Here is a 24,433-nt window from a genome sequence, read left to right as displayed (position 1 = left end):
GACGGACTACTGCACCTGCGGTACGCCGGGACGGACGACGCTCACGCGGCGGGTCGCGCGCGAGCGCCGTACGACGCTCACGCGTCCAGCGACGTCATCACGTGCTTGATCCGCGTGTAGTCCTCGAAGCCGTAGCCGGAGAGGTCCTTGCCGTAGCCGGACTTCTTGAAGCCGCCGTGCGGCATCTCGGCGACCAGCGGGATGTGGGTGTTGATCCACACGCAGCCGAAGTCGAGCCGCTTGGACATGCGCATGGCGCGGCCGTGGTCCTTGGTCCACACGGAGGAGGCCAGCGCGTAGTCGACGCCGTTGGCCCACTCGACGGCCTGGTCCTCGTCGGTGAAGGACTGGACGGTGATGACGGGCCCGAAGACCTCGTTCTGGATGATCTCGTCGTCCTGCTTCAGCCCGGAGACGACGGTCGGCGCGTAGAAGTACCCGGTCTCGCCGACCCGGTGGCCGCCCGCCTCGACCTTGGCGTGCGCGGGCAGCCGCTCGACGAACCCGGAGACCTGCTTGAGCTGGTTGGGGTTGTTGAGGGGGCCGAAGAGGACGTCCTCGTCTTCGGGGTGCCCGGTCTTGGTCTCGGCGGCGGCCTTGGCGAGCGCGGCGACGAACTCGTCGTGGACGGACTCCTGGACGAGGACGCGGGTGGCGGCCGTACAGTCCTGGCCCGCGTTGAAGAACCCGGCGACGGAGATGTCCTCGACGGCCTTGGCGAGGTCGGTGTCCTCGAAGACGACGACGGGAGCCTTGCCGCCCAGTTCGAGGTGGACGCGCTTGAGGTCCTTGGAGGCGGTCTCGGCGACGGACATGCCGGCGCGCACGGACCCGGTGATGGAGGCCATGGCCGGGGTGGGGTGCTCGATCATGAGGCGGCCGGTGTCGCGGTCGCCGCAGACGACGTTGAAGACGCCGGTGGGCAGGATGGCCCCCATGATCTCGGCCATCAGGACGGTCGACGCCGGGGTCGTGTCGGACGGCTTCAGCACGACCGTGTTGCCCGCGGCGAGGGCCGGCGCGAACTTCCAGACGGCCATCATCATCGGGTAGTTCCAGGGCGCGACCTGCGCGCAGACCCCGACCGGCTCGCGCCGGACGATGGAGGTCATGCCCTCCATGTACTCCCCGGCGGAGCGCCCTTCCAGCATCCGCGCGGCGCCCGCGAAGAACCGGATCTGGTCGACCATCGGCGGGATCTCCTCGGACCGCGTGAGCCCGACCGGCTTGCCCGTGTTCTCGACCTCGGTGGCGATGAGTTCCTCGGCGCGCTCCTCGAAGGCGTCGGCGATCTTCAGCAGCGCGCGCTGCCGCTCGGCGGGCGTGGTGTCGCGCCAGCCGGGGAAGGCGGCTGCGGCGGCGGCCATGGCGGCGTCGATGTCGTCCTGACCGGACAGGGGCGCGGTGGCGTAGGGCTCGCCCGTGACGGGGTTGACGACCTCGGTGGTCCGCCCGTCGGCGGCGTCACGGAACTCGCCGTCAATGTAGTTGCGCAGCCGACGCAATTCGGTGCTCACGGCCGGTTCCTCCCGGTTCGCAGGTGTCCACTGACTGAGACACCACCCTAATCCGCGGAATCGCTTCTTCAACACCCCCAACCCGGCCACACTTGCGAAATCCGCAGATCTGAGCCATCTCAACAACGGATTTCATCGAATCGGCCTTGCGGGGCGGACGAGACGTCATGCACAGTGGGCTCCGTGGCCAACCGAAGCACCGACAAACACCTCGACTCCGTGAGCCTCGCGATCATCGAGCAGCTCCAGGAGGACGGCCGCCGCCCCTACGCGGCGATCGGCAAGGCCGTCGGCCTCTCCGAGGCGGCCGTGCGCCAGCGCGTCCAGAAACTCCTCGACCAGGGCGTCATGCAGATCGTCGCGGTCACGGACCCGCTGACGGTGGGCTTCCGCCGCCAGGCGATGGTCGGCGTGCACGTCGAGGGCGACGTGGAGGCGGTCGCGGACCGGCTCACGGCCATGGACGAGTGCGAGTACGTGGTGATGACCGCGGGGTCCTTCGACCTGATGGTGGAGATCGTCTGCGAGGACGACGACCACCTCCTGGAGGTCATCAACCACCGCATCCGGGCCGTCCCCGGCGTGCGCTCCACCGAGAGCTTCGTCTACCTGAAGCTCAAGAAGCAGACCTACATGTGGGGAACCCGATGAAGGACCTGAGCAAGTCCGCGTACGACCACCTGTGGATGCACTTCACCCGCATGTCCTCGTACGAGAACGCCCCCGTCCCGACGATCGTGCGCGGCGAGGGCACCTACATCTACGACGACCGGGGCCGCCGCTACCTGGACGGTCTCGCGGGCCTCTTCGTCGTCCAGGCCGGACACGGCCGCACCGAACTCGCCGAGACCGCGTTCAAGCAGGCGCAGGAGCTGGCGTTCTTCCCGGTCTGGTCGTACGCGCACCCGAAGGCGATCGAGCTGGCGGAGCGCCTCGCGGGCGAGGCCCCCGGTGACCTGAACAAGGTGTTCTTCACGACCGGCGGCGGCGAGGCCGTCGAGACGGCGTGGAAGCTGGCCAAGCAGTACTTCAAGCTGACCGGCAAGCCGACCAAGCACAAGGTGATATCCCGGACGGTCGCCTACCACGGCACCACCCACGGCGCCCTCTCCATCACCGGCCTCCCCCCGCTGCGCGCCCCCTTCGAGCCCCTCGTCCCCGGCGCGCACAAGGTCGCCAACACCAACATCTACCGCGCCCCGATCCACGGCGACGACCCGGTCGCGTTCGGCCGCTGGGCCGCCGACCAGATCGAGCAGCAGATCCTCTTCGAGGGCCCGGACACGGTCGCGGCGGTCTTCCTGGAGCCCGTCCAGAACGCGGGCGGCTGCTTCCCGCCCCCGCCCGGCTACTTCCAGCGGGTCCGCGAGATCTGCGACCAGTACGACGTGCTGCTCGTCTCGGACGAGGTGATCTGCGCGTTCGGCCGCCTCGGTACGACGTTCGCGTGCGACAAGTTCGGCTACGTCCCGGACATGATCACCTGCGCGAAGGGCATGACCTCGGGCTACTCCCCGATCGGCGCCTGCATCGTCTCCGACCGCCTCGCCGAGCCCTTCTACCGGGACGGCAACGCCTTCCTGCACGGCTACACCTTCGGCGGCCACCCCGTCTCCGCCGCCGTCGCCCTCGCCAACCTCGACCTCTTCGAGCGCGAGAACCTCAACCAGCACGTCCTGGACAACGAGGCCGCCTTCCGCGCGACCCTGGAGAAGCTCCACGACCTCCCGATCGTCGGCGACGTCCGCGGCAACGGCTTCTTCTACGGCATCGAACTCGTCAAGGACAAGGCCACGAAGGAGTCCTTCGACGCCGACGAGACCGAGCGCATCATCTACGGCTACCTCTCCAAGGCCCTCTTCGAGAACGGCCTCTACTGCCGCGCCGACGACCGCGGCGACCCGGTCGTCCAGCTCGCCCCGCCGCTGATCGCGAACCAGGAGACGTTCGACGAGATCGAGCAGATCCTGCGCACGACCCTCACGGAGGCGTGGTCGAAGCTCTGATCGTCTGATGTACGGCCCCGCGCGCGCCCGTTCGAGTGAGAATCGGCGCCGCGGGGCCGTGTGCTGTCCGGCATCCGGGAACCCCCTTGCCTAGCGTGCAGTGACCGATCACCCCTGCTTTTCGTTCCCCCGGACGGGGGAAACGGCTCGGGAACTACGGATCTGAACGAAGGTGTACGCCCATGGAGGCCCCGCCGGACAACGACGTGCTCTGGGCACGCTCCCTGCACTTCACGCACCGCGACGGCTCCCCCGGCCTCGCCGGTGTCTCCCTGGGGGTCCGCGAGGGCGAGATCCTCGCCGTCACCGGCCCGCGCGGCAGCGGCAAGACGACGCTCCTGCACTGCCTGTCCGGGCTCACCCCGGCCCAGCGCGGGGAGGTGTGGTTCAACAGCGTCCCCGTCCACACCATGGGCCCGATCGCCCGCGAACGGCTGCGCCGCGACCGCTTCGGCTGGATCGACCCGGCGCCCGCGCTCGTCCCCGAGCTGAACGTGTGGGAGAACGCGGCGTTGCCGTTGATGCTGCGCGGCACGAGCCGCCGCCGCGCCAAGGCCGCCGCGCTGGAGTGGCTGGAGCGGCTCGACGTGGGCGACAAGGCGCGTGCGCGGCCAGGTGAGTTGACGCAGGCCGAGCGGCAACGGGTGTGCATCACCAGGGCGTTGGCACCGGCGCCGTCGGTCCTCTTCGCCGACGAACCCACGGCCCCCCTCCATCAGGCGGACCGGGCCCACGTGTTGAGGACCCTCACGACAGCCGCCCGCTCCCACGGCATCACCGTCGTCCTCGCGACCAACGACCCCGACACGACGGCGCTCGCCGACCGCACGCTCCCCCTCCTCGACGGACGCCGCGTCACCACCGTCCACCTCCCCCCGCCCACCGACCCGGAAGGCCGCCCCGCGTGCTCGCTCTCCGCCTGACCCGAGCCGCCCACCCGGCGGTCCACGCGCGCCGTCTGGCGGTCTCGGCGGCGGCGGCAGGAACGGGCTTCCTGCTCCTCTCCACCCTGGGCCACGCCCTCACCCACCCCGAGGCGACGGCGTCCTCGGCACTCCGCCTGGCCTGGTGCGCGATCCCCCTAACCTCGACGGTCTACTTCGCCATGGCGGTGGCCCGCACGGACCCCGCGACCCGCCCCCGCCCCGGCCTCGCGGCCATCGGCCTGGGCCCGGCCCGCCTCATGGCCGTCTCGGCCACCACCACGGCCCTCTCCACCCTCTTCGGCTCGATGCTGGCCCTCCTCCTCTTCCTCCACCTCCGAGGCGACCTCACGGGCCTCCCCTTCGACGGCGCGGCCTCCGACTTCCTGGCCGCCGACCACCCCCTCCCCCTCCCCGCCTCCCTGACCCTCCTGGCCCTGGTCCCCCTCGCTTCCTCCGCAGCGGTAGCCCTGATGCTCCGCCCCCGGGACACCCAGGTAGCGGCCCACGCAACCCGCCGAGCCTTCGGAGGCTTCAACAAGGGCAGCACGAGGGAGACATTCGGCTCGTACGGAAGGTTCGGGGCACGCGGGGGTGCCAAGGCAGAAGAGCCCCACCCAGCTGCGGGCAGTCGTGCCTCCCCCAGTGCCCGAAGGGCCTGGGAGGTACCCCCATGGGGCGGCACGGGTGGGCGCAGCGGCACCCCGCCAGCGCGGGCAAGCGAAACGCCCCCACCCCAGCCCCCCACGGACCCGCACCCGAACCCCGCACCCCCCTCCCCCACAGCCCTCCCCTGGGGCGCCGCCACCCTCGCCGCCGGCCTCGCCGTGGAGGCGTACGCAGCCCGCACCACCCCCACCTCCACCCTCCTCACCCTCCCCGCCGGCCTCCCCACAGGCCCCGCAGCGGTCCTCCTCGGCTGGACCCTCACCGCACTGGGCCTGGCCCTGGCGGGCCCGGGCCTCACCCACCTCTGCGGCCGCCTGCTCCAGATGTTCCGCCCGGGAGCCCTACGCCTCCTCGCGGGCAGGGGCCTGATGGAGGAGTCCCAGCGGATCGGCCGCCCCTTGGGCATCCTGTGCGCGGTCCTCTCCGGCGCCTACACGATGGCGTCCCTGAACGGCGACAGACCGACAGGCCCGCTCTCCACCCTGGGCGCCCTCCTGGTGACCGGCTGCGCCCTGGGCACACTCCTGACGGCAGCGGTGGAGTCCCGTCAGTCGCGAGCGGACACGACAGCGGCCCTCGTACGCCTGGGCGCCCCGGCGACGACACTCCGCACGGCGGCGGCCCTACGCATGGCGGCCCTCCTGATCGTCTTCACCCCCCTGACCCTCGCGGTGGCCCAACTCGCGACCCTCCCCCTGACGACGTGAAAACTCGTACGAAAAAAATCCCCGGCCACCGATGAGTAGTGACCGCCTCCCCGGTCTACCCCTCGAACACAACGGAACGACACCCACGGGAGACCCCGAGATGACCACCCCCGCATACCAGCAGATGATCTTCATCAACCTCCCCGTCGCGGACCTCGCGGCCTCGAAGAAGTTCTTCACGGACCTGGGCTACACCCTGAACCCCCAGTTCAGCGACGACAACGCGGCCTCGGTGGTGATCAGCGACACGATCGTGGCGATGCTCCTGACGAAGTCGTTCTACGCGACGTTCACGAAGAAGGAGATCGCGGACGCCACGAAGACCAGCGAGGTCATGATCGCCCTGAGCGCACAGAGCCGCGCCGCCGTGGACGAGCTCGTCGACAAGGCGATCCAGCTGGGCGCGACGGAGCCCCGTGAGCCCCAGGACATGGAGGGCTTCATGTACGGCAGGGCGTTCGACGACCTGGACGGCCACACGTGGGAGGTCGTGTGGATGAACCCGTCCGCGATCGAGGGCTGAGGCACCCGCCTAGCATGGGCGGGTGCACCAGACACCCGCCCAGCCGTACGACGGCGTCCCCGACCGCGAGATCGAGTCCCTGGCCGAGTTCGACGAGGTGATCGCGACGGCCGGCACGCTGGCCAGGTACCGCGTCCAGGCGGTGGACCTGACGGCCCGTACGCCGGTTCTCCTGACGACCGACACGACGGGCGCGGTCTTCCTGGGCTGCCCGATGACCCCCGAGGCGGACGCCCGGGTCAGGTCGGCGGGCGCCCTGGTCTTCCCCCCGGTCCCGGGCCTGCCGTTCGACCCGTACCGGGGCCTGCTGTACACCCCGGACGAACTCTTCGACGGCCTCGCGGAAGGCTACGCGTCGACCCCGGACGCCCAGACGTACGCGTGGTTCCAGGAGACGAAGGCGAACGGCGACATCTTCGCGTCGATGCTCCGCTCGGTGCACGACGACGCGGTGTCGGACGCCCTGGACGAACTCCTGGCCGGCGCAAGGGTGGTCGGAGTGATGGGCGGCCACGCGATGGCGCGCGGCACGGCCGAGTACGCCGGTGCCGCGCGCCTGGGCCGCACACTCGCCCGCGCGGGCCTGACCGTCGCGACGGGCGGCGGCCCGGGCGCGATGGAGGCCGCGAACCTGGGCGCGTACGCGGCCCCGTTCGAGGACGGCATGCTGGAGTCGGCGCTCCGACTCCTCGCGAAGGCGCCGACGTTCACCCCGTCGGTGACGGAGTGGGCGTCGGCGGCGTTCGAGGTCCGCGCCCAACACCCCGGCGGCGGCCCGTCCGTTGGCATCCCGACCTGGTTCTACGGCCACGAGCCGCCGAACGCGTTCGCCGCGCACACGGCGAAGTACTTCTCCAACGCCACCCGCGAGGACGGCCTGTTGGCGCGCTGCACGGCCGGTGTGGTGTTCCTGCCGGGCGCCGCCGGGACCGTACAGGAGATCTTCGACAACTCGACGCCGAACTACTACGAGTCGCGGGGCGAGCCGAGGCCGATGGTGCTGGTGGACGAGGCGCACTGGACGAGGCGCCTGCCCGCCTGGCCGCTGTTGGAGGCGTTGGCGAGGGACAGGTCGATGGCGTCGCGGATCGTTCTGGTGGACCGGATCGAGGACGCCCCGGAGGCATTGAAACGCGCGGGTAATTAATAAGCGGGCAAAGCCCGGGGTCAAATGGGATGCGCGCGTTGACACTTCTTATGGCGCGCTTATACACCTGTGAGCCTCAAGGGGATGCTGATGCGCCCCCCGCGGGCTCATCCCCCCTACAGCCCCCCGCAGTTGCGCCTCCCGCAAAGGACAAACGTGTCCATATCCCGCCGCACCGCCGCCCGTTCGGCTCGTATGCTCGGCGTAGCCGCCGCTTCCGCGGCCGTCGTCCTCTCCGCGTCCACGAGCGCGCTCGCCTGCAACATCCGGGACTTCTCCGCCACCCCCGAGTGCGACGGCGACAAGGGCGTCATCAAGGTCACCGACGTGGACGCCACCGGCGTGACCGCCACTGTCGCCGTCTACCTGGAGAACAACGGCAGCGACCTCCGCAAGGTCGGAGAGCAGGAGGTGAAGGGCAGCCTCACCGGCACGACCATCACCTTCGCCGAGGACTGGAAGCCGAACGCGGAGTACCGCATCCACGTCACCGCCGGCAAGCTCGTGAACGACGACATCAGCCCGAACCTCACCACCCCCTCGAAGGCGTGCAAGACCGAGGAATCCCCCTCGCCGTCCCCCTCGGAGCCGGAGTCCTCCCCGAGCCCGTCCCCGTCCCCCTCCGACTCCGCCGCCACCCCGCAGCCGTCGCCCTCCCCCAGCGACAGCAGCACCCCGATCACCCCCGTGAACAACGCCCCCACGCCCGCGGTCGGTGACTCCCACCTCGCCGAGACCGGCGCGAACTCCAACACCGGCCTGATCGCCGGCATCGCCGCGGCCCTCGTCGTCATCGGCGGCGCCGCGATCTTCTTCGGCATGCGCAGGAAGGGCAGCAGCAACCGCTGACGCCCCGGGGTGAGCACTCCCACCCCGGGTGCTCACCCCATGCTGGCCCGCTGCAACCAGTACTCCAACGTCCGGCGCTCCCCCACCACTTCGACCGCGTCGAGCGGCAACCGCCGGTAGAACGCGAGCATCACGTCGGTGAGCGGCCCCCGCATCGCCACGTCCGCCTTCTCGTGCGCCCGCCGCCAGGCCACCCCGCCCGGCCCCCACTCCACGAGCCACTCGGCGCCGGGCACGTCGGTCGCGTGCAGATGGAGACTCCCCCGCGCCCCCTCCCCCAGTTCCTCGGCGGCGGCGTGCGGCATGTTCCGCTGCACCCAGACGACGATGTCGAGCCACTCGTCGAGCGTGTCGGCGGCGACCTCGGCCGCCACCTCGTACCGCGCCCCCGCCGCGAACGCCGCGTCGGCGCCGTGCACGGTCAGCTCGTGTGCCATACGGCGTGCCCAGAACCCGGAGCCGGCCCGCGCCGCCCACGTCCAGGTCCACACCGGCGCCTCGGCCCCGGCCTCCCGCAGCGCGCCCACGACGCCGTGCCCGGTCTCCGCGAGCCACGCGTCGAGCGCCGCCGCGTCTCCCGCGAACTGCGGCGCCACCACCTCCGGCAGCCGCTCCGCCGACCGCGCCCGCACCATCCGCTCGACCCACCCGAGCGCGCCCCCGACATGCCGCATCAGGTCTTCCAGGGACCAGTCGGGGCAGGTCGGGACCACCGTGGTGAGATCCGTCCCGGAACTCACCACCGCCCGCAGCCCCGCCACCCGCAGGGCGATCTCGTCGCAGTAACGGTCGTGCGAAAGAAGCGTCATACTCCGACGCTAGTCGGATTCGTCCCCGCCGAGAACGACCACTTCGGCCGCGTCGAACCCCACCCCGACGACGTCCCCGATTCCCGGCGCCTCCCGCAGCGCCACCGCCGCCTCCAGCCGGGGCCCGTCACCCTCGGGCGCCAACTGCACCGAGACGTGGGTCCCCTTGAACGTCCGTCCGACGACGACACACCGCGCCCCGTCCCCGATCCGCACCCCGGCGGCCCGCACCAGCACGTCCCGCTCCCCCTGCGCCGACCCGGCGGGCACCGGCACCTTCCCCCACGGCGTGAGCGCGAACTCCCCCTGCACAGAGGCCGGTACAACGTTCTCGAACCCGAGGAACCGCGCGACGAACGCGTCGGCGGGCCGCTGCCACACGTCAAGGGGCGTACCGGACTGGGCGATCCGCCCGTCCCGCATGACGATCACCCGGTCGGCGAGCGCGAACGCCTCCCCCTGATCGTGCGTGACGGCGAGCACGGTCGTCCCCAACCCCCGGAACAGCTCCCGCAGTTCGACGACGAGCCGCTCCCGCAGCGACCGGTCCAACTGCCCCAACGGCTCGTCCAGCATGAGCAGTCGAGGCCGGGGAGCCAGCGCCCGGGCCAGCGCGACCCGCTGCTGCTCACCCCCGGACAGCGCGGCGACAGCCCTGCGACCGGCTCCCGGCAGCCCGACAAGGTCGAGCAACTCCTCGACCCGCGCCGCCTGTTCCCCCTTCGAGGCACCGTGCATCCGCAGCCCGAAAGCGACGTTCCCGGCGACATCCCGCTGCGGAAACAGCTGATGGTCCTGGAACATCAGCCCGACCTCCCGCCGATGCACGGGCACCCCACCCTGGTCCTTCCCCCCGAGCGACACCCGCCCGGCGTCGAGGGGTTGCAGCCCGGCGACCACCCGCAGCAGCGTCGACTTCCCGCTCCCGCTGGGCCCGAGCACGCACACCACCTCGTGCTCGCCCACCTCCAGATCGACGGCGTCCAGCACGGCCCGCCCCCCGAACCGCACGGTCGCACCCTCAAGCCTCAGCACCTAGAACTCCCCGCTCCGATCGGTCCGCAGCCGCTCAAGCACCAGCAGAGCCACCGCGCACACCAGCATCAGGATCGTCGAAAGGGCCATCGCCTGCCCGTAGTTGAGCTCCCCGGCCCGCCCCAGCAGCCGCGCCACGGCCACCGGCAGCGTCGGGTTGTCGGGCCGCGCGATGAACACGGTCGCCCCGAACTCCCCGAGCGACACGGCGAACGCGAACCCGGCGGCGACGAGCAACGCCCGTCGCACCAACGGGAGATCGACCTCCCGCCACACCCGCCACGGCGACGCCCCGAGCACGGCCGCCGCCTCCCGCAGCCGCTGGTCCACCGCGCGCAGCACCGGCAGCATGGTCCGCACGACGAACGGCACCCCCACGAGCGCCTGCGCCAGCGGCACCAGGATCCACGAACTCCGCAGATCCAGCGGCGGCTCGTCGAGCGAGATGAGGAACCCGAACCCGACGGTCACCGCCGACACCCCGAGCGGCAGCATCAGCAGCGCGTCGAACCCCCGCACCAGCCGCCCCGCGTCACGCCGGGCGAGCGCGGCGGCGGCGAGTCCGCCGATCAGCAGCGCGATGCCGGTCGCGACGACCGCGTACTGAAGCGAGTTGCCGATCGCCTCGATCGGCGGCACCAGGAAGACGTTGCCCTCGTCGGAGGTCAGCGCCCGGTAGTAGGCGAAGTCCGTGCCGCCGAGGGAGCGTTGGACCAGGACGGCGAGGGGGAGGACGAGAAGAAGGGCGATCGTCGTCAACACCCCGGCCAGCAGCGCCCATTGGCCGAGGCCGCGCGGCCTGCGCGCCGTCACCGACGCGTCCACCAGCCGCAGCGCGCTCTCCCGCCGCCGTACGGTCCACGCGTGCACGGCGAGGATCGCGCCCACCGACAGGAACTGAACGACCGTGAGCACAGCGGCCGTCGACAGGTCGAAGATCTCGGACGTCTGCCGGTAGATCTCGACCTCCAGCGTCGAGAACGTCGGCCCGCCGAGGATCTGCACGACCCCGAACGACGTGAACGTGAACAGGAACACCATCAGCGCGGCAGCCGCGACAGCGGGCCCGAGCGCGGGAAGGGTCACGCTGCGGAACGCCCGCAGCCGCGACGCCCCCAGCACCCGCGCCGCCTCCTCCTGCCGCGGGTCGAGCTGCGCCCAGAGCCCGCCGACGGTCCGCACGACGACCGCGTAGTTGAAGAAGACGTGCGCCAGCAGGATCGCCCACACGGTCGTGTCGAGCCGTACGCCCCACAGCTCGTCGGTGAGCCCGCCGCGTCCGACGAGCGCCAGGAACGCCGTACCGACGACGACCGTCGGCAGCACGAACGGGACGGTGACGACCGCGCGCAGCACGCCCCGGCCGGGGAAGTCGAGGCGGGCGAAGACGTACGCTCCCGGCAGCGCGATCAGCAGGGTCAGCGTGGTGGAGGCGAGTGCCTGCCAGGTCGTGAACCACAGGACGTGCCGGATGTCGGACTGCCCGAGGACGTCCCACAGCCGCCCGAGGTGCCAGGTCCCGTCGGCGTGCAGGCCGCGCAGCAGGATCGCGACGACCGGGTAGGCGAAGAAGATCCCGAAGAACGCCAGCGGCAGGGCCATCAGGCCCAGCCGGACTACTTGAGGACGAGAGAGGCCCACGTCTTGACCCAGTCGTCACGGTCGGCGGCGATCTTCGCCGGGGCCATGGTCTCGGGGGACTTCGCGGCGGGCCCGAACTTCGTGAACTCGGCCGGGACCGCGGCGCCTTGGAGCACCGGGTACACGAACATGTTCAGCGGCATGTCCTGCTGGAACTCCCTGCCGATCAGGAAGTCGATCAGCGCCTTGCCGCCCGCCGCGTTCTTCGCGTTGCTGAGCAGCCCCGCGAACTCGACCTGCCGGAAACACGTCCCTTCGGCAACCCCGGTCGGGGCCTGTGCCGGCTTCGGGTCCGCGAAGATCACCTCGGCGGGCGGGGAGGAGGCGTACGACACGACGAGCGGCCGGTCCCCCTTCGCCTTCTTGCCGCCGGCCGACCCGGAGAACACCTCGTTGTACGCCTGGTCCCAGCCGTCGACGACCTCGACGCCGTTGGCCTTGAGCTTCTTCCAGTAGTCCTGCCAGCCCCCGTCCCCGTACCTGGCGGCCGTCCCGAGCAGGAACCCGAGGCCCGGGGAGGAGGTGGAGACGTTCTCGGTGACCAGCAGGTCCTTGTACTCCGGCTTGACCAGGTCGTCGTACGTCGCCGGCGGGGCCAGCTTGTGGTCGGCGAAGTACTTCTTGTCGTAGTTGACGCAGATGTCGCCGTAGTCGATGGGCGTGACCCGGTGCTTTCCGGCGTCGAGCCGGTACTCCGCGCCGACCTGCGCGAGCCCCTTCGCCTCGTACGGCTGGAAGAGGCCGTTGTCGAGGGCGCGGGACAGGAGGGTGTTGTCGACGCCGAAGAAGACGTCGCCCTGGGGGTTGTCCTTCGTCAGGATCGCCTTGTTGACGGCCTGCCCGGCGTCGCCGTCCGTGAGGACCTTGACCTTGTAGCCGGAGGTCTTCTCGAAGGCGGCGAGGACGGGCTTGGAGACGGCCCAGGAGCTGTGGCTGACGAGGGTGACGGTCTTGGAGCCGGAGGAGGTCTGACTATCGGACTCCCCGGACGATGATCCGCACGCGGACAGCGCGACCATGCCGAGACCCACGGCGACGACGACGAACTTCTTCACGGTGATGACCGAACTTCCTACCCAGAATGACCTGGGCGAGGTTCAGAGGGTCTGCGGCCTGTGCACCGCACTCTCAGCGCTGTCGCGCTCCCCTGTCGGATATATGGATGTACGACTACGAGCTTATCGTTCGGTGGCGGCGAGCTGTCCACACGCCCCGTCGATCTCCTGGCCCCGGGTGTCCCGGACGGTGACCGGCACGCCGTGCGCGGCGATGGCCTCCACGAACGCCTTCTCGTCCTCGGGCCGCGACGCGGTCCACTTGGACCCCGGCGTCGGGTTCAGCGGGATCAGGTTGACGTGCACGGGCTTGCCGCGCAGCAGCCGCCCGAGGCGGTCGCCTCGCCAGCCCTGGTCGTTGATGTCCCGGATCAGCGCGTACTCGATCGACAGCCGGCGGCCCGACTTCTCGACGTACTCGAACCCGGCGTCGAGCACCTCGCGGACCTTCCAGCGGGTGTTGACGGGGACGAGGGTGTCGCGCAGCTCGTCGTCGGGCGCGTGCAGCGAGATCGCGAGCCGGCACTTCAGCCCCTCGTCGGCGAACCGGTTGATCGCCGGGACGAGCCCGACGGTCGAGACGGTGATCCCGCGCTGCGAGAGCCCGAGGCCGTCGGGGTTCGGGTCGGTCAGCGCGCGAATCGCACCGACGACCCGCTTGTAGTTGGCGAGGGGCTCGCCCATCCCCATGAAGACGATGTTGGAGAGCCGGGCAGGCCCCCCGGGCACTTCCCCGTCCCGCAGCGCCCGCATCCCGTCCACGATCTGGTGCACGATCTCGGCGGTGGACAGATTCCGGTCGAGACCAGCCTGCCCGGTCGCGCAGAACGGGCAGTTCATCCCGCACCCGGCCTGCGAGCTGATGCACATCGTCACCCGGTCCGGGTACCGCATCAGCACGGACTCGACGAGCGTTCCGTCGAACAGCCGCCACAGCGTCTTGCGCGTAGCCCCCTCGTCGGTCGACAGATGCCGCACGACACTCATCAGCTCAGGGAACAACGCCTCCTGAAGCTTGCCCCGCGCCCCCGCCGGAATGTCCGTCCACTCCGCCGGATCATGCGCGTACCGCGCGAAGTAGTGCTGCGAAAGCTGCTTCGCACGAAACGGCTTCTCCCCGATCTCCGCGACGACCTCTTTCCGCTCGGCGGGCGAGAGGTCGGCAAGATGCCGCGGCGGCTTCTTGGCTCCGCGGGGGGCGACGAAAGTAAGTTCTCCGGGCTTAGGCATAACACTCACCAGTGTCGCAGATCCCCACGCGTACGCCGACCGGGTCAGAAGAGCGCCAGCACGGCACCGATGACATTCGATGTGTACGACTTCGTCCGATGCCACGGCCCGCAGTACAACTTCGCCCGCCGCCGCCCGTTCTGGCTCAGCAGCGCACCGCACCACCGGCACTGTAAGTCCCCGTGATAGGTGCCGTCCTCTTCACGTCTCGCACGATTCATGCGCGCACCCTACGCAACGAGCCCCCACCCGGAGAAGGGAGGGGGCTCGGCGTTGCAAGGCTGCTACACAGCAGGTCAGCCGGAGCCGACGAACAGCACCAGCAGCGACCACACCACCGGCGCCGTCGGCAGCAAGGAGTCCAGGCGGTCCATGATTCCGCCGTGGCCCGGCAGAAGCGTGCCCATGTCCTTGATGCCCAGGTCCCGCTTGATCATCGACTCGCCGAGGTCGCCGAGTGTGGCGCTCGCGGCGACGGCGAGACCGAGGAGGAGCCCCTGCCACCAGGTGCCGTCCTCGATGACGTACTGCATGAGGAGGGCGCCGGCGGCCATCGCGAAGGCGATGGCTCCGAGCAGGCCCTCGCGGGTCTTGCCGGGGCTGATGCGGGGCGCGAGCTTGTGCTTGCCGAAGCGCCAGCCGACGGCGTACGCACCCGTATCGCTGACGACCGTCAGGACCAGGAAGACGAGCACCCGGCGGTGCCCGTCCTCGGCGGTGAGCATCAGCGCGACGAACGTGGCCAGGAAGGGCACGTAGAACGCGGCGAAGACCCCGGCCGTGACGTCCTTCAGATACCCCTCGGGGGGTTCCGTCATCCGCCAGACCAGCACAGCCAGGGCCGTGAGCGCCATGGCGACCCAGGCCCCCTCGGGCCCCCGGACGTACCCGGCGACGACCATCGCGGCCCCGCCGACGGCCAGCGGCACCAGCGGCGCCTTGATCTGCTTGCGCTCCTGGAGCCTGCTGGTCAGCTCCCACAGACCGACGACGACGGCGACCGCTATCACCCCGACGAACACGGCCTTGACGATGAACAGCGAGGCGACGATCACCGCCCCGAGCCCGACCCCGACCCCTATGGCCGCGCCCAGGTCACGGCCCGCGCTCTTCTTCTGCGGCGCGGGCTGCCGCTCGTCGGCCATGGGCTCCGGTTTCTGCGGCACCGCCGCCTGAGGCTGCGCCGACGGGATCTCGTCACGGAACAGGGGACCACCGCCCGCTGCGGCGGTCCACCGGTCGTCATCCTGGTCTCCGCCATGAGCGGGTACGTCGGGCACGATGGGCATGGGGCGAGTCTGCTGCGCCTGCGGCGCATCGTACGCGGGACCCGCCGGAGCGCCCCCCCAATACCCGGCCTGTCCGGCCTGTGGCGGCGCCCCCCAGGAAGAGTCGTTCATCAGACTTCGAGCAGCTCCGCTTCTTTGTGCTTGAGCAGCTCGTCGACCTGGGCGACGTACTTCGCGGTCAGGTCGTCGAGTTCCTTCTCGGCGCGGCGGACCTCGTCCTCGCCGGACTCCTTGTCCTTGACGAGCTTGTCGAGGGTGTCCTTGGCCTTGCGGCGGACCGCGCGGATGGAGACCCGGGAGTCCTCGGCCTTGCCGCGCGCGACCTTGATGTAGTCGCGGCGGCGCTCCTCGGTCAGCTCGGGGAAGTTGACGCGGATGATGTTGCCGTCGTTGCTCGGGTTGACCCCGAGGTCCGAGTCGCGGATCGCCTGCTCGATGTTGCGCAGCGCCGTCTTGTCGAACGGGGTGACGACGGCCATGCGCGGCTCCGGCACGGAGAACGAGGCCAGCTGGTTGATCGGCGTCGGCGCACCGTAGTACTCGGCGACGATCTTGTTGAACATCGCCGGGTGCGCACGGCCGGTGCGGATCGCGGCGAAGTCCTCCTTGGCGACCACGACGGCCTTCTCCATCTTCTCCTCGGCTTCGAGGAGGGTCTCTTCGATCACCACTTGCTCCTGCGTGTCTTGAGTAGGCCCGGCTGCGGTTACCTGTCGGCGGCGGCCGGCTGCGTCGCGTCTTCTTCCTGCACGGTTCCCGACCGGCAGGACATTGTCCATCCCCCGGTCAGGCCCGGGTGTCCTGGTCACCCACCAGCGTGCCGATCTTCTCACCCTTGACTGCGCGCGCGATATTGCCCTCGGCCAGCAGCTCGAAGACGAGGATGGGCAGCTTGTTGTCGCGGCAGAGCGTGATCGCGGTGGCGTCGGCGACCTTGAGGTCGCGGGTGATGACGTCGCCGTAGCCGAGCGCGTCGAACTTGACCGCGTCCGGGTTGGCCTTGGGGTCGGAGTCGTAGACCCCGTCGACGCCGTTCTTGCCCATGAGGAGGGCCTCGGCGTCGATCTCCAGGGCGCGCTGGGCGGCGGTGGTGTCCGTGGAGAAGTACGGCATGCCCATACCGGCGCCGAAGATGACGACGCGGCCCTTCTCCAGGTGGCGTACGGCGCGCAGCGGGATGTACGGCTCGGCGACCTGGCCCATCGTGATGGCGGTCTGCACCCGGCTGTCGATGCCCTCCTTCTCCAGGAAGTCCTGGAGGGCGAGGCAGTTCATGACGGTGCCGAGCATGCCCATGTAGTCCGAGCGGGCCCGGTCCATGCCGCGGACCTGGAGCTCGGCGCCCCGGAAGAAGTTGCCGCCGCCGATGACGACGGCGATCTGGGCGCCGTCCCGGACGACGGCGGCGATCTCCCGGGCGATCTTGTGCACGACGTCGGGGTCCACACCCAGGCCGCCGCCCCCGGCGAACGCCTCGCCGGACAGCTTCAGCATGAACCGGCCGCGTACCTTGCCGTCGTCGCTCTTCTGGGTCATGGGTGATCCCGCCTCTTTCACGTGGTGCACATACGAAGAAGGCCACTGCCGGTGGGGTGTGTTCGCAACCCGTGCGCGGCAATGGCCTCCTCGTCAGATCTGCTGTCGTCCGTCACGCGCACCCGACCTTATCGGGATCGGGCGCTCGTCGCGGTACGGACTCAGATGCCGACCTTGATGCGCGTGAAGCGCTTCAGGGTGACACCGGCCTCGTCCAGGACCTTCTGGACGGACTTCTTGTTGTCCAGCGCGTAGGGCTGGCCGAGCAGCGTGGCGTCCTTGAAGAAGCCGTTCACGCGACCCTCGACGATCTTGGCGATCGCGGCCTCGGGCTTGCCCTCGGCGCGGGTGGTCTCCTCGGCGATACGGCGCTCCGACTCGACGACCTCGGCCGGGACCTCGTCCTTGGTGAGGTACTTCGGCGCGAAGGCGGCGATGTGCTGGGCGATGCCCTTGGCCACCTCGGCGTTGGGCTTGTCCAGCTCGACGAGGACACCGATCTGCGGGGGCAGGTCGGGCATCGTGCGGTGCATGTACGCGAGGACGAAGCCGTCGTCGTACTGCGCGAAGCGGTCGAGGACGATCTTCTCGCCGAGGTTGGCGTTGGCCTCGTCGACGAACGCCTGGACGGTCTTGCCGGCCTCGATCTCGGAGGAGAGGAGGGTGGCGAGGTCGGCCGGGGAGGTCGCGGCGACGTGCTCGGCGATCTGCTGGGCGACGGCCTGGAACTTCTCGCCCTTGGCGACGAAGTCGGTCTCGCACTTCAGCTCGACGAGGACGCCGGTGGAGTTGTCGTCCGCGATGATCGAGACCACGGCGCCGTTCTCGGCGGAGCGGCCCTCGCGCTTGGCGACGCCCTTCTGGCCCTTGATGCGCAGCGCCTCGACGGCCTTCTCGACGTTGCCCTCGGCCTCGTCCAGCGCCTTCTTGCAGTCCATCATGCCGGCACCGGTGAGCTCGCGGAGCTTCTTGACGTCGGCGGCGGTGTAGTTCGCCATGAGTCTGTAAGTCTTTCTCGAAGTCTGGAAGATCTACCCGGTCCCGGCCTACGTGCAGCGGTGGCGCGGGACCTGTGGGTGAACGGCGGGGGCGCCTTGGATGGCGTCGCCCCCGCCGTCAACGCTGACGGTGGCGGATCAGCCCTGCTCGGCCTCGGCGGCGGGCGCCTCGACGGCCTCGGCCTCGGCGGCCGGGGTCTCCTCGGCGGCGGCCTCGACAGCCTCGGCCTCAGCGGCGGGGGCCTCGACAGCGGCGGCCTCGGCGGCGGGCGCTTCGTCGGCCTTCTTCTCGCCCTCAAGGAGGTCGCGCTCCCAGGCCGCGAGCGGCTCGGCGGCGGCCTTGTCGCCCTTGTCACCGGTGTTGACGCCGGAGCGGGAGATGAGGCCCTCGGCGACGGCGTCGGCGATGACGCGGGTGAGCAGGGTGACGGAGCGGATCGCGTCGTCGTTGCCCGGGATCTTGTAGTCGACCTCGTCGGGGTCGCAGTTGGTGTCGAGGATCGCGACGACCGGGATGTTCAGCTTGCGGGCCTCGCCGACGGCGATGTGCTCCTTCTTGGTGTCCACGATCCAGACGGCGCTGGGGACCTTGGACATCTCGCGGATACCGCCGAGGGTCTTCTCCAGCTTGGCCTTCTCGCGCGAGAGCACGAGGAGTTCCTTCTTGGTGAGACCGGACGCGGCGACGTCCTCGAAGTCGATGAGCTCAAGCTCCTTCAGACGCTGAAGGCGCTTGTAGACGGTGGAGAAGTTGGTGAGCATGCCGCCCAGCCAGCGCTGGTTGACGTACGGCATGCCGACGCGGGTCGCCTGCTCGGCGATGGCCTCCTGCGCCTGCTTCTTCGTACCGACGAACATGACCGTGCCGCCGTGGGCGACGGTCTCCTTGACGAACTCGTAGGCGCGGTCGATGTACGACAGCGACTGGAGCAGGTCGATGATGTAGATGCCGTTGCGCTCGGTGAAGATGAAGCGCTTCATCTTCGGGTTCCAGCGACGGGTCTGGTGACCGAAGTGGACGCCGCTCTCCAGCAGCTCCCGCATCGTGACGACGGCCATGGCCGCACTCCTTGTTTTTCTCGGTTGTGCCGCGGGTGCCGGACGGCTCCCGCGCCTGACGCCCACGTGCGCCGAGCCACGAAGGACCGAGGGGCGCAGATACGGGCCGTTTCCGGCCCCGTACCGGGGCGTGCGAAGTCGACCCGGTGACCCGGATCGCCGCTAGAAGTGTACGGGACGCGTACACCCCCGGATGACGCCGCTGTCCACAACCCGGGAGTACTCCACAGGCGTGAACGTGCGAGGCCGCCGGGGACCACGCTTGCGGGCATGCACAAAGCCCTCTGCGCCCTGCTCCTGCTCCTGCCCCCGACCGCCACCTGGCCGGTGACTCCCCGGCCCCCGGTCCTGCGCCCCTACGAGCCGCCCCCGACGCCGTACGCCGCCGGCCACCGGGGCGTGGACCTGTCAGCGCCTCCGGGCACCCCGGTCCGCGCGGTGTCCCGGGCCCGGGTGGCCTTCGCGGGCCGGGTGGCGGGCAGGGGAGTGGTCACCCTGGAACTGACGGCGACAGGACTCCACACGACCTACGAACCGGTCCGCCCCACGGTCTCCGGGGGAGACGAGGTCGAGGAGGGACAGATCATCGGCGAGGTGGAACCCGGCGGAACCCACTGTGCGATCCCCTGCCTCCACTGGGGCCTGAAACAGGGAGACACCTACCTCAACCCCTGGTCGCTCCTCCCCCGGACCCCACCCAGACTGCTCCCCTACCTGGACACTCCCCGCAGCACCATCGCCACCGCCGCCTCGGCGACCACCCCCGGCTCCTCCACCCCCAGCTCGATCCGCCGTACCGCGGAGTCCACCACGCCCTGAACCAGCATCGCGGCGAGCCGCGGCTCCTCGTGACCCAGTTCCGCCAGCGCCTCGACGATCATCGCGACGAGGCCACCGTGGGCGGCGCGGATCTTCTCCCGGGCCCCCGCGTCCAGCTCGCTCGCGGAGATGGCGACGACAGCGCGGTGGCGCCGGTCCCCGACCAGCTCCAGCTGCTTGCGGACGTACGCCTCGACCTTGGCGGCACCCCCGCGGGCCGCCCCCATGGCCTTCTCGACCTCGGCGGCCCAGACGGGGAAGTCGACCTCGCACAGCTCCTCGACGACGGCCGCGCGGGAGCGGAAGTACTCGTACACCGACGACCGCGCGAGCCCCGTCCGCTCGGCGAGCGCGGGGAAGGTCAGCTCCTCCGTGCCCCCCTCGGACAGCAGGGACCGGGCCGCGTCCAACAGGGCGGCGCGCTGCATCGACCGGTGCTCGGCCACGGAGGCCGCTCGAATCCTTGGCACACGTCCACTGTACGGACGCCCCGCCCCGCACGGGAGACTCAGCGTCCGAACCCGGCCAGCTTCGCCCGCAGCTGCAGCACCGACTTCGTGTGGATCTGGCTGACCCGGCTCTCGGTCACCCCCAGCACGTTCCCGATCTCCGCGAGCGTGAGCCCCTCGTAGTAGTACAGCGTCACGACGGTCTTCTCCCGGTCCGGCAGGGTGTTGATCGCCCGCGCCAGGAACCTCCGCAGCTCCCGGTCCTCGGCGACCTCGACGGGGTTGTCAGCGGCGTGGTCCTCCAGGGTGTCCACGAAGCTGAGCCCGTCGCCGCTCTCGCTCCCGACGTGCAGCAGCTCGTCCAGCGCGACGACGTTGGCCAGCGACAACTGGCTGAAGACGGCGTGCAGGTCCTCGACGGCGATCCCCAGCTCCGCCGCCACCTCCTGCTCGCTGGGCGTACGCCGCAGCCGCGCCTCCAGCGTCGCGTACGCCCGCTCGACGTTGCGCGCCTTCTGCCGCACGGACCGCGGGATCCAGTCCAGCGCCCGCAGCTCGTCGATCATCGCCCCCCGGATCCGGGTGATCGCGTACGTCTCGAACTTGATCTCCCGGCCGACGTCGAACTTCTCGATCGCGTCGATCAGCCCGAAGATCCCGGACGACACGAAGTCCGCCTGCTCGACGTTGGGCGGCAGCCCCACGCTGACCCGTCCCGCCACGTATTTCACGAGGGGCGAGTAGTGCAGGATCAGCTGCTCCCGCAGCCGCTCGTCCCCCGTCTCCTTGTACGACCGCCACAGCTCGTCGAGCGTCGAGGGAGCGGGCCGCACGCTGCCACCGTCCCGGGCGGCTGGGGGGACAGCCGTCCGGTCGGACCCGGAGGTGTGCTGGGGCATTCGTCGCCTTGTGCCGTTCTGCCGTGCGTACGTGAGGTAGGGGTGCCTACGGCCGGTCTGTGCCGGAATCCTCGTGAGCGTAGCGTGACAAAGCTGTCGCGGTGTGCGAGGAACGAGCCCCGGACGGTGCGCAGATACGTTCACTCTCCGGTCTCCCAGGGCTCCGCCCGGTACTCGTGTGATCTGTCGCGTCCGTCAACTGCCGGAATTCCCAAGGGGTTACGCGTTCCCTCGGACGGCCGAACCGCGCGCCTCACCGACCGCCCCGACCGTCGCGAACGGACATCACCGCCTGGCGTGTCAACTTCCAGCTCTCGCCGTGTCGTTCGACGTACCCGAGCGCCCGCAGTTCGTACAGCCGGGCGACCGCCTCGTCCCGGGAGGTCAGCGCGGCCCGGGCGATCTCCGCGGCCCCGGCGGGCCGGTTCCCCGGCAGCGCCTCCAGCACCTGCGCGGTCGCCGGGCCCAGCAGGTCCCGGGGCAGGACGGGACCCCTGCGCTCGGGGCCCAGTTCGCCCATCTCCCCCACCAGCTCCACGACATCGGCGGCGTCCGTCACCACCAGGCCGTCGCCGCGCAGCAGTTCGTGCACGCCGGCCGAGAGCGCGCTCGTCACCGGGCCCGGCACGCCCATCGTGTACCGGCCCAGCCGCTGCGCCGCCCGGGCCGTCACCAGGGAGCCGCTGCGCACCGCCGCCTCCACGACGACCGTCCCCCGTGTCAGCGCGGCGATGACCCGGTTGCGCAGCACGAACCGGCTGGGCGTCGGGTGCGCGCCCGGCGGCAACTCCCCGACCACGAGGCCCTGCTCGGCGATCCGCTCGATCAACTCCGTGTGCCCGCGCGGATAAGCCTGATCCACACCGCAGGCCAGCACGGCGACGGTCGCCCCGCCGACCCCCAGCGCCCCGCGATGAGCGGCCCCGTCCACCCCATAAGCGCCCCCGGACACCACGACCCACCCCCGCTCGGCCAGCCCCGACCCCATGGCGGCCCCCACATGAGCCCCGTACTCCGTGCAGGCCCGGGCCCCGACGACGGCCACCGACCGCAACGCCCACACCCGCAGACTGGCCCGCCCCCGCACCCACAGTCCCAAGGGCCGCGCATCCCCCAACTCGTCCAGCGTGGACGGCCACTCCCCCTCCCCCGGACCGACGAACCGAGCCCCCACCCCCCGAGCCACCTCAAGATCCCGCTCAGCCTCGACTCCCGAGGCCCGCCCACACATCCCACTCCACTTCCGCTCCCCGATCCCCTCCGGCCCCATCCCACCCCGCCGAACCCACCGCACCGCCTCCACAGCCCCCACCTCCCGAACCCACCGCCCCCCAGCCTCATCCCCCGGCTCGACAACCCGCCCAAGAAAAACCCGAGCCACCCGCTCTTCCTCGTCCATCCACCGCTCCTTCCATCGCCGCAAAAACCCTCTGGTCACCGCAAACACCCTCTGAAGGGGCCGCCCGTCGAACACCCTCAGGGGGACCGCCGATCACCTCGAACACCCTCGGGGAGTGGACCGCCGATCGCCTCGGACATGCTCGGGAAGGGAACGGCCCATCGACTCCGGTGCCCTCGGGAAGGGGCCGCCCCTCACCTCTGACACCTCTGGGAAGAGGGCTGCGCACCCACCACAGATGCGCAGCCCGAGCCACCGCTCCCGCGTCACGAACCGATCGCTTCGAGGACCGCTCCCCGCCGGATCCCGGTACGCAGCTCCAGAGCCCAGTTGACGTCGTTGGCCGAGGGACGGTCCCGGCCCGCGAGGTCGGCGACGGTCCAGGCGACCCGCAGGACGCGGTCGAGCCCCCGAGCGCTCAGCAGACCCCGGTCCAAGTCGGCCTCGGCCTTCATGAGCGCCCCGGACTGGACGTGCCAGCGGGTACGCAGCTCATGGCCGGGCACCTCGCTGTTGGTCCGCCAGGGGTGCCCCTCGTACCGCCGGGCCGCCCGTTCACGCGCCAGGCGGACCCGGTCGGCGACAACGGCGGTCGACTCGCCGCTCACACCCGCCCCCAGGAGTTCCGCGCGGCTGACCGGCTCCACCGTGACCCGCAGGTCGACCCGGTCCATCAAGGGCCCGGACAGCCGCGCCCGGTACCGCTTGATGGACGAGGGCCGGCATTCACAGATGTCGTCCCCCATCCCGAACCTGCCACAGGGACAGGGGTTCGCCGCCAGGACCATCAGGAACCTGGCGGGCATCCGGAGCATCCCCGCCGCCCGGGCGACCACCACATGGCCGGACTCCAGAGGCTGGCGCAGGCTGTCCAGGACGCTGCTGTGGAATTCCGCCGCTTCATCCAGAAAAAGCACGCCATGGTGAGACAAGGAGACCGCGCCGGGCCTCGGGAAGCCGTTCCCGCCACCCACCAGGGAGGCCATGGTCGCCGAGTGGTGCGGGGCGCAATAGGGCGACCGGTCCACCAGGGGGTGCCCCGGCGGCAGGACGCCCGCGACGGAGTGCACGGCCGTGACCTCCAGGGACTCCTGCCGGCTCAGCTCGGGCAGCAGCCCCGGGAGCCGTTCGGCGAGCATCGTCTTGCCGGCGCCCGGCGGGCCCTTGAAGAAGACGTGATGCCGTCCGGCCGCCGCCACCTCCAGGGCGGTCCTGGCCAGGGTCTGCCCGGCCACGTCGGCCAGATCCGGCTGGTGTCCGCCCGGCGGCCCGCCGCCCAGTCCGGTGCCGGGCAGGGCCAGCCCCGCCAGGAACGGGTCGGGGCGCACCTCCCCCAGCACCGGTTCCTCGTCCGGCACGGGCTCGTCGGTGAGGACGGCGATCAGCTGCCGCAGACTCCGCACGCCCAGCACCGACACCCCGGGCACCAACGACGCCTCCGGTACGCCGGACTCGGGCACCACCACCTGCTCGTACCCCGCGTCCGCCGCCGCCAGTACGGCCGGCAGGACCCCGCGCACCGGACGCACCCGGCCGTCGAGCCCCAGCTCCCCGATCATCACGATGTCGGCGAGGACCCTCGGGTCGATCCGCTCGGCCGCTCCGAGCACCGCCGCCGCGACCGCGAGGTCGAACCCGCTGCCGCTCTTCGGCACGGACGCCGGGCTCAGGCCCACGGTGAGCTTCTTGGACGGCCAGACAGCCCCCGAGTTGACGACCGCCGCCCGCACCCGGTCCTTGCTCTCCGTCAGGCTCTTGTCCGGCAACCCCACCAGCGTGAACGCCGCCACCCCCGGCTCCAGATCCGCCTGGACCTCGACGACGACGCCCTCGACGCCGACCAGGGCGACGGAACACGTGCGTGCGAACCCCAT

The 24,433-nt window shown here is 70.7% G+C and carries 23 protein-coding genes and 1 riboswitch; of the genes, 8 read left to right on the top strand and 15 right to left on the bottom strand.

Translation table 11 applies throughout. The annotated features are described in order from the left end of the window. Positions 1–77 precede the first annotated feature (77 nt). Positions 78–1,517 carry a gamma-aminobutyraldehyde dehydrogenase gene (locus ACLZOT_RS35390; protein WP_416973235.1) on the bottom strand — a complete coding sequence of 480 codons (1,440 nt, stop codon included), beginning with the start codon at positions 1,515–1,517 and terminating at the stop codon, positions 78–80. Positions 1,518–1,700: 183 nt separating this feature from the next. On the opposite strand from ACLZOT_RS35390, the gene ACLZOT_RS35385 reads away from it, so the two are divergent. The 7 genes from ACLZOT_RS35385 (at position 1,701) to ACLZOT_RS35355 (ending at position 8,341) form a co-directional block, all read left to right on the top strand. Continuing rightward, complete coding sequence (locus ACLZOT_RS35385) at positions 1,701–2,168, top strand: Lrp/AsnC family transcriptional regulator (protein ID WP_416973234.1); 468 nt, start codon at positions 1,701–1,703, stop codon at positions 2,166–2,168. Further along, positions 2,165–3,523 carry an aspartate aminotransferase family protein gene (locus ACLZOT_RS35380; RefSeq protein ID WP_416973233.1) on the top strand — a complete coding sequence of 453 codons (1,359 nt, stop codon included), beginning with the start codon at positions 2,165–2,167 and terminating at the stop codon, positions 3,521–3,523. The genes ACLZOT_RS35385 and ACLZOT_RS35380 overlap by 4 nt, the downstream gene beginning before the upstream one ends. Before the next feature lie 182 nt (positions 3,524–3,705). Beyond that, positions 3,706–4,446: an ABC transporter ATP-binding protein gene (locus ACLZOT_RS35375; RefSeq protein ID WP_416973232.1), complete on the top strand. Its 741-nt coding sequence runs from the start codon at positions 3,706–3,708 to the stop codon at positions 4,444–4,446. Further along, positions 4,428–5,822, top strand: coding sequence for a hypothetical protein (locus ACLZOT_RS35370; protein ID WP_416973231.1), 1,395 nt, complete (start codon positions 4,428–4,430; stop codon positions 5,820–5,822). The genes ACLZOT_RS35375 and ACLZOT_RS35370 overlap by 19 nt, the downstream gene beginning before the upstream one ends. A 100-nt stretch (positions 5,823–5,922) precedes the next feature. Further along, entirely contained in the window at positions 5,923–6,345 is a 423-nt protein-coding gene (locus ACLZOT_RS35365) for a VOC family protein (RefSeq protein WP_416973230.1), read from the top strand. Positions 6,346–6,367: 22 nt separating this feature from the next. Next, positions 6,368–7,492, top strand: coding sequence for an LOG family protein (locus ACLZOT_RS35360; protein WP_416973229.1), 1,125 nt, complete (start codon positions 6,368–6,370; stop codon positions 7,490–7,492). A gap of 195 nt (positions 7,493–7,687) precedes the next feature. Then, the gene (locus ACLZOT_RS35355; protein ID WP_416973252.1) at positions 7,688–8,341 is read left to right on the top strand and encodes an LAETG motif-containing sortase-dependent surface protein; all 654 of its coding nucleotides are present in this window, start codon (positions 7,688–7,690) and stop codon (positions 8,339–8,341) included. A 32-nt stretch (positions 8,342–8,373) separates the two neighbouring features. On the opposite strand, the gene ACLZOT_RS35350 is transcribed toward ACLZOT_RS35355, so the two are convergent. The 10 genes from ACLZOT_RS35350 to rpsB form a co-directional block, all read right to left on the bottom strand. Then, positions 8,374–9,150: a maleylpyruvate isomerase N-terminal domain-containing protein gene (locus ACLZOT_RS35350; RefSeq protein ID WP_416973228.1), complete on the bottom strand. Its 777-nt coding sequence runs from the start codon at positions 9,148–9,150 to the stop codon at positions 8,374–8,376. 9 nt (positions 9,151–9,159) lie between these two features. Further along, positions 9,160–10,185: an ABC transporter ATP-binding protein gene (locus tag ACLZOT_RS35345; protein WP_416973227.1), complete on the bottom strand. Its 1,026-nt coding sequence runs from the start codon at positions 10,183–10,185 to the stop codon at positions 9,160–9,162. Then, a complete protein-coding gene (locus ACLZOT_RS35340; protein ID WP_416973226.1) occupies positions 10,186–11,787 on the bottom strand; it encodes an ABC transporter permease in 1,602 nt (533 codons plus the stop codon). A gap of 14 nt (positions 11,788–11,801) precedes the next feature. Continuing rightward, positions 11,802–12,845: a thiamine ABC transporter substrate-binding protein gene (locus ACLZOT_RS35335; RefSeq protein WP_416973251.1), complete on the bottom strand. Its 1,044-nt coding sequence runs from the start codon at positions 12,843–12,845 to the stop codon at positions 11,802–11,804. A gap of 32 nt (positions 12,846–12,877) precedes the next feature. Continuing rightward, a riboswitch (TPP riboswitch) is annotated at positions 12,878–12,985 on the bottom strand. 19 nt (positions 12,986–13,004) lie between these two features. Further along, on the bottom strand, positions 13,005–14,111 hold the full coding sequence (gene rlmN / locus ACLZOT_RS35330; RefSeq protein ID WP_416973225.1) for a 23S rRNA (adenine(2503)-C(2))-methyltransferase RlmN: 1,107 nt from the start codon (positions 14,109–14,111) through the stop codon (positions 13,005–13,007). A 296-nt stretch (positions 14,112–14,407) separates the two neighbouring features. Beyond that, complete coding sequence (locus ACLZOT_RS35325) at positions 14,408–15,511, bottom strand: phosphatidate cytidylyltransferase (RefSeq protein WP_416973224.1); 1,104 nt, start codon at positions 15,509–15,511, stop codon at positions 14,408–14,410. Beyond that, a complete protein-coding gene (gene frr / locus ACLZOT_RS35320) occupies positions 15,511–16,068 on the bottom strand; it encodes a ribosome recycling factor (RefSeq protein ID WP_055720515.1) in 558 nt (185 codons plus the stop codon). Before frr ends, ACLZOT_RS35325 begins: the two co-directional genes overlap by 1 nt. A gap of 118 nt (positions 16,069–16,186) precedes the next feature. Beyond that, the gene (pyrH, locus tag ACLZOT_RS35315; RefSeq protein ID WP_416973223.1) at positions 16,187–16,936 is read right to left on the bottom strand and encodes a UMP kinase; all 750 of its coding nucleotides are present in this window, start codon (positions 16,934–16,936) and stop codon (positions 16,187–16,189) included. A gap of 161 nt (positions 16,937–17,097) precedes the next feature. Next, positions 17,098–17,934: a translation elongation factor Ts gene (gene tsf, locus ACLZOT_RS35310; protein WP_416973222.1), complete on the bottom strand. Its 837-nt coding sequence runs from the start codon at positions 17,932–17,934 to the stop codon at positions 17,098–17,100. 138 nt (positions 17,935–18,072) lie between these two features. Beyond that, positions 18,073–18,993 (bottom strand): 30S ribosomal protein S2, encoded by a 921-nt coding sequence (gene rpsB, locus ACLZOT_RS35305; protein WP_416973221.1) that lies wholly within the window; start codon positions 18,991–18,993, stop codon positions 18,073–18,075. Between the two features lie 270 nt (positions 18,994–19,263). On the opposite strand from rpsB, the gene ACLZOT_RS35300 reads away from it, so the two are divergent. Continuing rightward, positions 19,264–19,812: a M23 family metallopeptidase gene (locus tag ACLZOT_RS35300; protein ID WP_416973220.1), complete on the top strand. Its 549-nt coding sequence runs from the start codon at positions 19,264–19,266 to the stop codon at positions 19,810–19,812. Here ACLZOT_RS35300 and ACLZOT_RS35295 read toward each other — a convergent pair. The 4 genes from ACLZOT_RS35295 to ACLZOT_RS35280 form a co-directional block, all read right to left on the bottom strand. Continuing rightward, positions 19,704–20,258: a TetR/AcrR family transcriptional regulator gene (locus ACLZOT_RS35295; RefSeq protein WP_416973250.1), complete on the bottom strand. Its 555-nt coding sequence runs from the start codon at positions 20,256–20,258 to the stop codon at positions 19,704–19,706. The genes ACLZOT_RS35300 and ACLZOT_RS35295 overlap by 109 nt on opposite strands. A 62-nt stretch (positions 20,259–20,320) precedes the next feature. Further along, entirely contained in the window at positions 20,321–21,160 is an 840-nt protein-coding gene (whiG, locus tag ACLZOT_RS35290; protein ID WP_055724640.1) for an RNA polymerase sigma factor WhiG, read from the bottom strand. 253 nt (positions 21,161–21,413) lie between these two features. Further along, entirely contained in the window at positions 21,414–22,559 is a 1,146-nt protein-coding gene (gene dprA, locus ACLZOT_RS35285; RefSeq protein ID WP_416973219.1) for a DNA-processing protein DprA, read from the bottom strand. A gap of 266 nt (positions 22,560–22,825) precedes the next feature. Further along, a complete protein-coding gene (locus ACLZOT_RS35280; protein ID WP_416973218.1) occupies positions 22,826–24,433 on the bottom strand; it encodes a YifB family Mg chelatase-like AAA ATPase in 1,608 nt (535 codons plus the stop codon).

The sequence above is a fragment of the Streptomyces sp. 4F14 genome (assembly GCF_048159485.1).
Taxonomy (GTDB): domain Bacteria; phylum Actinomycetota; class Actinomycetes; order Streptomycetales; family Streptomycetaceae; genus Streptomyces.
The sequence above is the reverse complement of the archived record's forward strand: the minus strand, read 5'-3'. Positions and strand labels throughout refer to the sequence as shown.